The organism is Streptosporangium oxazolinicum, assembly GCF_039537505.1.
Lineage (GTDB): Bacteria > Actinomycetota > Actinomycetes > Streptosporangiales > Streptosporangiaceae > Streptosporangium > Streptosporangium oxazolinicum.
On the sequence record NZ_BAABAQ010000019.1, the window covers coordinates 179,103 to 188,887 of the forward strand.

1 protein-coding gene is annotated in these 9,785 nt (G+C 76.0%); it reads right to left on the reverse strand.

Annotation, left to right across the window (positions count from 1 at the left end; genetic code table 11):
- Window positions 1–39: 39 nt before the first annotated feature.
- A partial coding sequence (locus ABD817_RS36770) for an SDR family NAD(P)-dependent oxidoreductase (RefSeq protein WP_425583449.1) occupies window positions 40–9,785 on the reverse strand: 9,746 nt, incomplete at its 5' end.

Genomic DNA, 9,785 nt, shown 5'->3' on the forward strand with positions numbered 1-9,785 from the left:
TCCTCGGAAGTGCTCGCGGCGAGTGCTCGCGGCGTCGGATCAGTCGCTCAGTTCTCGGTCCAGCAGCCCGAACAGCTCATCATCGGACGCTGAATCCACGCCAAAGAGCGGCTCCCCGCCGCCGTTCACGGCGACCCCACCGGCGGCCCCGCCGGTGTCCAGGGCGTTCAGCGCGGCCCGCAGCGCCCGGACCAGGTCGACGCGCCGCCGGTGGTCGGGTGCCAGGTCCGACGCCGAGGACACCCAGGTGTCCAGCGCCGCCGTGTCGAACGCGGGCCGGTCAGGGGCGTAGCGCTCCAGCAGGTGCTCGGTCAGCGCCCGCACGGTGGGGTGGTCGAACAGCACGGTCGCGGGGAGCCGCTCACCGACCTCGGTACCCAGCCGGTTGCGCAGCTCGATCGCCGTCAGCGAGTCGAGACCGAGGTCGAACAGTCCCCGGTCGTCGGGAACCCGCGCCGGTCCGGCGAGGCCGAGCACCTCCGCGACCCGGCCGGCGACCGTGTCGCGTACCACGGTGCGCGACGCGGCCTCGTCCATGCCGGGCAGGCGCCGGGCCAGCGGCACGGTCACCCCGGCGGGCCGGACGGGGACCAGGCCGCCGAGCACCTCGGGAAGGTCGTCCCGCCGCCGGGCGAGCGCCGCCTGGTCGAACCAGACCGGTACCACCACGGCCAGGCCGCTCGCCAGCGACCTGTCGAGCAGCCCCAGCCCGGCGTCGACGGGCAGCGCGCGGATGCCCAGCCGGTCGAGCCTGGCCCGCGCCGCTCCGTCGAGCCCGGCCGCCATCCCGGCGTCCGATCCGGTCTCCCACAGTCCCCAGGCGAGGGACGCGCCCGGCAGGCCCGCCGCCCGCCTGTGGTGGGCGAGCGCGTCCAGGAAGGCGTTCGCCGCCGCGTAGCCCGTCTGCCCGGCGTTGCCGAGCACGCCCGCGACCGAGGAGAACAGCACGAACGCCGTCAGCGGCAGATCCCTGGTGAGACGGTGCAGGTTCCAGGCCGCGTCCACCTTGGGGCGCAGGACCCGCTCCAGCCGCTCGCCGGTCGTGTTCTCCAGCACCGCGTCGTCGAGCGTGCCCGCTATGTGGAACACGGCGCCGAGCGGCCTGCCCGGGTCGAGATCGGCGAGCAGTGCCTCGGTGGCCGTCGCGTCCGCGAGGTCGCACGCGGCCGTCCTAACCCGCGCGCGGTCGCCGAGTTCTTCGGCGAGGGCGCGCAGCGCCGGGTCGGCGCCGCCTCGTCTGCTGACCAGCAGGAGGTGCCGGGCACCGTACTCGGCGACCAGGTGGCGGACGACCTCGGCGCCGAGCGCGCCACCGGCGCCGCTGACCAGCACGGTGCCCGTCCCGAGCTCCGGCGGGGTCCCGGGGGCGCCCGCCACCGCGCGCAGGCGCGGCCGGAACGCCCCGCCCCGGCGGATGGCGAGCTCACCGGGCCTGGCCGCCACCGCGCGCGGCAGCAGCGCGGACGACTCCCCGTGCCCGTCGACGTCGACGACGCTGATCCGTCCGGGGTACTCCTGCCGGGCGGCGCGGACCAGGCCCCACAGCGCGGACTCCGCCAGCCCCGGCAGCCGGTCGTCGCCGTCCACCGCGACCGCCCCGCGCGTCACCACCACCAGGTGCGCCCGCTCGGGCAGCGTGAGGATGCTCTCGCGGACCGCCTGAAAGCGGGAGCGGACGGCGACGGCCGGGTCCTGGCCGTCCTGCTCTCCGCCGTACGTGACCGTGGGGAACGGCAGGTCCAGGCCGTCGCCGTCGCGGACCAGCACGATCGTGTCCCCGCCGTGCCCGCCGCTCCCCCCGTCCGCCGGTGCCGTACCGGCGAGGTGCGTGGGGCTCCAGGCGAGCTCGTACGGCCGGGCCGAGGTCCCGCCGCCGCGCAGCAGGGCGCTCTCCTCGATCCGGCGCACCCGGACCTCACCGGCCGACAGCACCGGGCGTGCTACGCCGTCGGCGTCGGCGCTGGAGACGCTGACGACGTCGAGGGCGAACGTCTCCTCTCCGGTGTGTCGGATCCTGACCCGCAGCGGCCCGCGCGGCTTGCCGTGCGAGTGCACCTCCCGCCAGGTGTGGGGGACCCTGATGCCTCCCTCCACCGCCTCGCCCGCGTCGGCGATCCACGGGTGCAGGGCGGCGTCGAGCAGTCCGGGAACGAGATCGTCGCCGGTGTCCACCTCGGCGTAGAGCTCCTCCCCGGTTGTCCACAGCGCGCGCAGGCCCTGGAACGCCGGGCCGTAGTCGTACCCGCGCTCGGCGAAGGCCGCGTAGATCCCCGTGACGTCCACCGGGCGGGCCTCCGGCGGGCGGTGCCCCGACCAGCCGGGGGCGGGTCCGGCGTCGCCCAGCACGGCCTCGGCGTGCAGGGTCCACTCGTCGGCGGCCGGTCCCCGGCCGGGTCGCGCGTGCACCCGCACCGCGTCGTCCGCCACCGTGACCCTCAGGTGCGTCTCCTCCTCGGCGCCGACCGCGACGGGGGCGTGCAACGTCAGCTCCCGCACCGTCGCCTTGCCGTGCCGGTCCGCCAGCCACCCCAGCAGGTCGACGAGGGCGGTGGCCGGGAGGATCGGCGTGCCCGCCAGCGCGTGGTCCGCCAGCCACGGCTGCCTCCGCTGGGACAGCACGCCCGTGTAGAGGGTCTGCGCCCCGTCCGGCACGGTGATCGAGGCGGTGAGCAGCGGGTGGCCCGGATCCTCGGCGCCGATTCCGGCGGCGGTCCCGGCGGTCCCGTCCTCGGCCGGTGGCAGGAGCCACAGGCGCTCCCGGTGGAAGGGGTAGGTGGGCAGCGGCACGACGACAGCGTCCCCGCCGCCCTCGCCGAGCAGCGCCCGCCAGTCCCAGGCGACGCCCGCGACGAAGGCCCGTGCCACGAACGACCAGAGCGCGAACGGATCGTCGTGCCCGCGGTCGAGCGTGGAGATCGCCACGCCGTCCTCTCCCAGGTCGTGCTGCCGGACCATCGCGGTCAGCCCGGCGTCGGGCCCGACCTCCAGGAAGCGCGCCGCGCCCAGCTCGCGCATCCGGCCGACCGCGTCGGCGAACCGCACGGTCCCGCGTACCTGGGCGGCCCAGTGCGCGGCCGACCCGAGCGTGTCCGCCCCGGCCTCCCGCGCGGTCAGCGTGGACACGACGGTACGGGTCACGGGCCCGGTGGGCAGGTCGCCGATCTCCTCGCGGAAGGCCGCAAGCATCGGCTCCATGTGCGCGGAGTGGAACGCGTGGCTGACGGTGAGCGGCCTGACGCGGTGCCCGCTCCCGGCCAGGACACCGGCCAGTTCCTCGACGGCTTCGGCGTCTCCGGAGAGCACCACGGAGCCGGGCGCGTTCACCGCCGCGACGTCCACGCGTGCCCCGGTCTCCGCGATGAGCCGTTCCACGGTCGGCGGGTCGGCCTGGACGGCGGTCATCGCGCCTCCCGGAGGGAGTTCCTGCATCAGGCGCCCTCGGACGGCGACGAGCGCCACCGCGTCGGGCAGGCTCAGCGCCCCGCCGACGTGCGCGGCGGTGATCTCGCCGATGGAGTGCCCGGCGACGAGGTCGGCGGGCAGACCCCACGACTCCAGCAGCCGGAACAGCGCGACCTCCACCGCGAACAGCGCGGCCTGGGTGTACCGGGTCTGGTCGATCGGTCCGGCGGCGGCGTCCCCGGACACCACCCCGGCCACGTCCGTGCCGTCCACCCCGCGGAACTCGGCGCTGACCTCGTCGAAGGCCCGCGCGTACGCCGGGAAGGAGCGGTGCAGCTCGGCGCCCATGCCGACGCGCTGGCTACCCTGGCCGGTGAACAGCACGGCGGTCCCGCCGCGCGCCGGTGTGCCGGTGAGCACCGAGGGGAGGGAACCTGGCGGCGTCGCGGTGCCGTCGACCAGGTGGTCGAGGCCGGCGAGCAGTTCGTCCCGGTCGCGGCCGAGAACCACGGCCCGCCGTTCGAACGCGGTCCGTGTCGTCGCCAGGGACAGGGCGACGTCGACGACCCGCAGGCCGGGGTCGGCGAGCACGTGCCGCCTGAGCCGGACCGCCTGCTCCCGCAGCCCGGCCGCGTCACGGGCGCTGAGCACCCACGGCACCACCGCCCCGGCCGCTTTATTGGAAGCGCCGTCGGGGGCGCCGCTCGCCGCCGAGGGTGCCTCCTCGCCCGACTCGAGGATGACGTGGGCGTTGGTGCCGCTGATCCCGAACGACGAGACCGCCGCCCGGCGCGGTCCCGGCGTGTCCGGCCAGGCGGCCGGTTCGGCGGGCACCGACACGGTGCCGCCGGACCAGTCGACGTGCTCGGTGAGCCTTCCCCGGTGCAGAGTGGCCGGTACGCGCCCGTGCCGCATGGCGAGCACCATCTTGATGATTCCGGCGACCCCCGCGGCGGCCTGGGTGTGCCCGATGTTCGACTTCACCGAGCCCATCAGCAGCGGGCCCCGGTCCTCGCGGTCGCGGCCGTAGGTGTTGAGCACCGCACCGGCCTCAATCGGGTCGCCGAGCCTGGTACCCGTGCCGTGCGCCTCCAGCACGTCCACGTCCACCGGCCGCAGGCCCGCGCCGCGCAGCGCGCTGCGGATGACCCGCTCCTGGGAGGGCCCGTTCGGCGCCGTGAGGCCGTTACTGGCGCCGTCCTGGTTGACCGCGGAACCGCGGACGACGGCCAGCACCCGGTGCCCGTTGCGGCGGGCGTCCGAGAGCCGCTCCAGGACGAGCAGCCCGACGCCCTCGCCCCACGCGGTGCCGTCCGCGTCGGCCGAGAACGGCTTGCAGCGGCCGTCCGGCGCCAGGCCGCGCTGCCGGCTGAACTCGATGAACGTGGCCGGGCTCGCCATGACGGTCACGCCACCGGCCAGGGCGAGCGCGCACTCGCCCGACCTGAGCGACTGGGCCGCCTGGTGGACCGCCACCAGCGACGAGGAGCACGCGGTGTCCACGGTCACCGCCGGTCCCTCCAGCCCGAGGGTGAAGGAGATACGGCCGGAGGCCACGCTGCCCGCGCTGCCGCTGACCAGGTATCCCTCCAGGTCCCTGGCGGTACCGCGCCGCTGGTGCACCCGCGCCCCGTAGTCGGAGTACATGACGCCGACGAAGACGCCGCTCTGCGTGCCGCGCAGCGCGGCCGGGTCGATCCCGGCGTCCTCCACCGCCTCCCACGCGGTCTGCAGCAGCAGGCGCTGCTGCGGGTCCACGGCGAGGGCCTCGCGCGGGCTGATCCCGAAGAACCCGGGATCGAACTCGGCGGCGTCGCGGAGGAACCCGCCGTGCCGGGTGTAGGAGGTCCCGGAGCGCTCGGGATCGGGGTCGAACAGGTCCGGGTCCCAGCCCCGGTCGGTGGGGAACCCCGAGATGGCGTCGCCCCCCGAGGCGAGCAACTCCCACAGCTCGGCCGGGGTGCGCACCCCGCCGGGGAACCGGCACGCCATGCCGACGATCGCGATCGCGTCGTCGTCGGCGGCACGGCCCGGCGCGACCGTTTCCTCCGGCTCGTCGTCCCGCGTCCCGGCGCCGGTCGTCTCGTCGAGGAAGCGGACCAGGGCGACCGGGTTCGGGTGGTCGAAGACGATCGTCCCCGGCAGGCGGACGCCGAGTTCGTCGCTGAGCCGGTTGCGCAGCTCCACCGCCGTCAGGGAGTCGAAACCGAGGTCGCTGAAGGAGCGCTCCGGTTCGACCTCCGCGCCGTCGGCGTGCCCGAGCACCGCCGCGACCGCGTCGAGCACGAGGTGGGAGGTGTTCCGCACCGGTGTGGCCGGTGCGCCCGCCGTGTCCGGCGCCGGTGCCCGTCGTACGGCCGACGTCCCTCGGTGCCGTTCCGCCGCCCGGGGGTCGAGGCGCGCCGCGACCACCGAGGCGGCGTCCAGCCGCAGGACGCGGTCGAACAGCGCGGTCCCGTCGGCCTCGCTCATCGGCTTGATGCCCGCCCGGCCGAGCCGGGCGACGTCGCGGTCGGTGAGCCCGGCGCCCATGCCGGCGCCGATGTCCCACAGCCCCCAGTGGACGGTCACCCCGTGCCCACCGGACAGCCGCCGCCGGTGGGTGATCGCCTCCAGGGCCGCGTTGGCCGCGCAGTAGCCACCCTGCCCGGCGGTGCCGACGACACCGGCGACCGATCCGAACAGCACGAACGCGTCGAGTTCCGCGTCGCGGGTGGCCTCGTCCAGGTTGCCGGCGGCCACGGCCTTGGCCTCGATCGTCCGGCGGAGCGCGTCGGCGGAGAGCCGTTCGACGGCCGCGTCCTCGACGACGCCCGCGGCGTGCACCACCCCGGTGAGCGGGGTGTCCAGAGCGGCCAGCAGGGCGGCGAGGGCGTCCCGGTCGGACGGGTCGCAGGCCCGGACGGTGACGCGGGCGCCGAGCCCGGCCAGCTCGGCCTCGGCGCGGGCGGCGTCGGGGTGCCCCTCGCCACGGCGGCTGACCAGCAGGAGGTTCCGCACGCCGTACCGGGTGACGAGGTGGCGCGCGATCCGGCGGCCGAGCGCGCCGAGGCCGCCGGTGATCAGTACGGTGCCACCCTCGGCGCTGCGCGGCCAGACCGCTCCGTCCACCCCGGTCCCGGTCCCGGGCACCAGCTCGGCCCCGGGTACCGCCCCTCGCTCTGGCTCTGGCTCTGGCGACAGTCTGGGGACCCGTGGCACGCCGTCGCGGAGCGCGGCCTCGGGCAGCTCGGTCCCGATCGCCGCGAGCAGCGCGGGGTCGGCGTCGGCGGCGTCGTCGTCGCCGATGTCCAGCAGCGCGAACCGGCCGGGGTGCTCGGCCCGCGCCGCCCGTACCAGGCCCCACAGCGCGGCGGTCGAGGGCCGCGCCGTCTCGCCGTCGTCGATCGCGAGGCCGCGGGTGAGGAAGACCAGCCGTCCGCCGTCCGCCTCGGCCAGCCACCGCCGGACGGCCTGGCGTGCCGCCTCCACCTCGGCGTACGGGTCGTCGCCGTCGTCGGTGAGGGCGAGCAGCACGGTGCCCGTGAGCCGCTCGGGGAGGGAACCGGCCACCGTGAGGTCACCGGCCGCGGGCGCCGGTGGTGCCACGGCCTCCCAGTGGAGGCGGTACAGCCCCGCGGCGGACGGCAGCGGGCGCAGCCGCAACCGCTCCACGGTCAGGACGGCCCGCCCGTCGTCGCCGAAGAGGTCCACCCGGTAGGTGTCCGGGTCCACCGGGTCCACCAGGGTCAGGTGTGCCCGCACCCTGGTCGCGTGCGCGGCGTGCAGCCGCACGCCGTCCAGGGCGTAGGGGACGCGCCTGCCCTCGGCGGGCCCGTCGATCCCGTGCAGCGAGATCGTGTGCAGGACGGCGTCGAGCAGAGCCGGGTGCAGGCCGTACCGGGTGGCCTCCCCCCGGAGCGGCGCGGGGAGCTCCGCCTCGGCGTGGAGGTCCGTCCCGTCCAGCCAGGCCGCGCCCAGTCCCTGGAACGCCGGCCCGTACTCGTAGCCGTGCTCGGCCAGCAGCCGGTAGGCCGCTTCGGGACCGCCCGCGTCGAGGCGGGTGCCGCGCCCGGGGGGCGGTGCCGTGCGGCTGGGCGTGACCTCGCCGTCGGTGAGCACCGCGGTGACATGGGTCGCCCATCCGGTGCCCGCCGTACGGCCGCGCACGGTGAGTTCCCCGGCCGAGGACACGCTCACCTGGAGCTGGGTCTCCGCGGTGCCGTCCAGCTCGAGCGGGGCGTGCATCACGAAGTCGCCCAGTGCCGGACGGCCGGTGCTCGCGCCGATCGCCAGGGCCAGCTCGGCCAGCGCCGCGGCCGGGACGAGCGCCCGTCCGTCGACGCGGTGCTCGGCCAGCCACGGCTGTCTGCGCGCGGACAGCGCCCCGGTGAACAGCCGCGCCCCGTCCGGCAGCTCGGCCGAGGCCGTGAGCAGCGGATGCGGGGAGGCGTCCAGCCCGTAGGTCGCGGGCCGCCCGTCGTCCTCGGCCGGCAGGAGCCAGTAGTGCCGTGTCTCGAACGGGTAGGTGGGCAGGTCCACCAGGCGGCCACCGGCCAGGAGCGGCCCGAAGTCGACCGGTACACCCGCCGCGTGCAACCGGCCCAGCGCGGTCCCGAAGGTGGCCGCCTCCGGCCGTCCGGGTCGCAGCAGGGGGACGGCGAGCACCCCACCGGCGCTCTCCCGCGCCATCGCGGCGAGCGATCCGTCCGGCCCCAGCTCGGCGAACCGGGTCACCCCGGACCGGTGCGCCGCACGTACCGCGTCGGCGAACCGCACCGTCCCGCGAAGTTGCGCGACCCAGTAGTCCGGCGCCGACATCTCCCGCTCGCCGGCGAGCGCCCCGGTCACCGTCGAGATGACGGGGACGCGGGGGGTGTGGAAGGACAGCCCGGACACCACCCGGCGGAACTCGTCGAGGACGCCGTCCATGTGCGCGGAGTGGAAGGCGTGAGCGACCTTCAGCCGCGCGGCCCTGCGCCCGGCGTCCTTCCATCGCCGGACCAGGCGGTCAAGCTCGTCCGCGTCGCCGGACAGCACCGTCGCCACGGGGCCGTTGACCGCGGCGATCTCCACCCTGCCGTCCGAGGTGGCGGCCAGTTCTGCGGCCTCGGCCTCGGTGGCGGCGAAGGCGGCCATCGCCCCGCCCTCCCGGGCGGACTGCATCAGCCTGCCCCGCGCGGCGATCAGCGCGCAGGCGTCGGCCAGGTCGAGGACGCCCGCGACGTGGGCGGCGGCGAGCTCGCCGACGGAGTGGCCGATCAGGAAGTCCGGCCGCAGCCCGTGGGACTCGGTCAGCCGGTACAGGGCGACCTCCAGGGCGAACAGCGCCGGTTGGGCGTACCGGGTCCGCCGCAGCGGCTCCGGGTCGCCGGTGATCAGTTCCCGCAGGCCGACGTCGAGGAGCGGCTCCATCGTCGCGGAGATCTCGTCGAACGCCTCCGCGTAGGGCGCGGACGTCTCCAGCAGCTCCGCGCCCATCCCGGTCCGCTGGGTGCCCTGCCCGGAGAAGAGGAACGCGAGCCGCTGGTCGGGAAGGACGCGTCCGTCCTCGACCCGGGGGTGACGTCCGCCGTCGCGGAGCGCCGCCAGCGCGGCCGCCGCGTTCTCGTCGTCGGCGTCGACGACGGCCCGGTGCTCGAACCGGGGGCGCCGGGCGAGGGTGAAGCCGATGTCGCGCAGCCTGGGCGCCGTGCCCGAGGTGAGGGCGTTGTGGAGCGCCCCGGCCTGCGCCCGCAACGCCGTCGCGGTCTTCGCCGACAGGACGAGCGGCACCGAGCCTTCGCCGTCCGGGACGTTCTCGGGCTCCGGGTCCGCGGGTGCCTGTTCGAGGATGACGTGGGCGTTGGTACCGCTGATCCCGAACGACGACACTCCCGCCCGACGCACCCCATCCCGTTGCGGCCACTCCACCGGATCGCGAAGCAGCTCCACCCCCGACCCCGCCCACCCCACCAACGGTGAGGCCTCCCCCACATGCAACGTCTGCGGCAACACCCCACGCCGCAACGCCATCACCATCTTGATCACACCACCCACACCCGCCGCCGCCTGAGCATGACCGATGTTCGACTTCAACGACCCCAACCACAACGGACGACCAACCGGCCGACCCCGCCCATACGCCGCGATCACCGCCTGCGCCTCGATCGGATCCCCCAACCGCGTCCCCGTCCCATGCGCCTCCACCACATCCACCTCCACCGGACCCACCCCCGCATCCGCCAACGCCCGCGCGATCACCTCCTCCTGCGCCCGCCCGTTCGGCGCCGTCAACCCATTACTCGCCCCGTCCTGATTAACCGCCGACCCCGCCACCACCGCCAACACCCGATGCCCCAACGCCCGCGCCCGCGACAACCGCTCCACCGCCACCACCCCCCCCCCCCCCCCCCCCCCCCCCC